The sequence below is a fragment of the Streptomyces sp. ATLC9 genome, assembly GCF_057196705.1.
On sequence record NZ_JBXUOY010000658.1, the window covers coordinates 1 to 223 of the forward strand.

Annotated in this window: 1 pseudogene; it reads left to right on the plus strand. The window is 68.2% G+C overall.

The features are described from left to right. Positions 1 to 223, plus strand: a pseudogene (locus AC2CJA_RS27525) (transposase); the annotation flags it as partial.

Here is a 223-nt window from a genome sequence, read left to right on the forward strand (position 1 = left end):
TGGCCGTACTCCTTCGTCGCCGCTTTGGAGACCGGCCGCACCTCCTGGTGCGCCCTGCTTGACGCCGTTCGCCTGGGCCCGGCCGACGACGCGGTCACCGTGGCCGCAGCCTAACTGCGCGGTGTGGTCCAGCGGTTGATCGAGGCCGGCCACTGGAAGCCGGGGAACAAGACGATCCTCATCGTGCTGGATGCCGGTTATGACGCGCCCCACCTCTCGTATG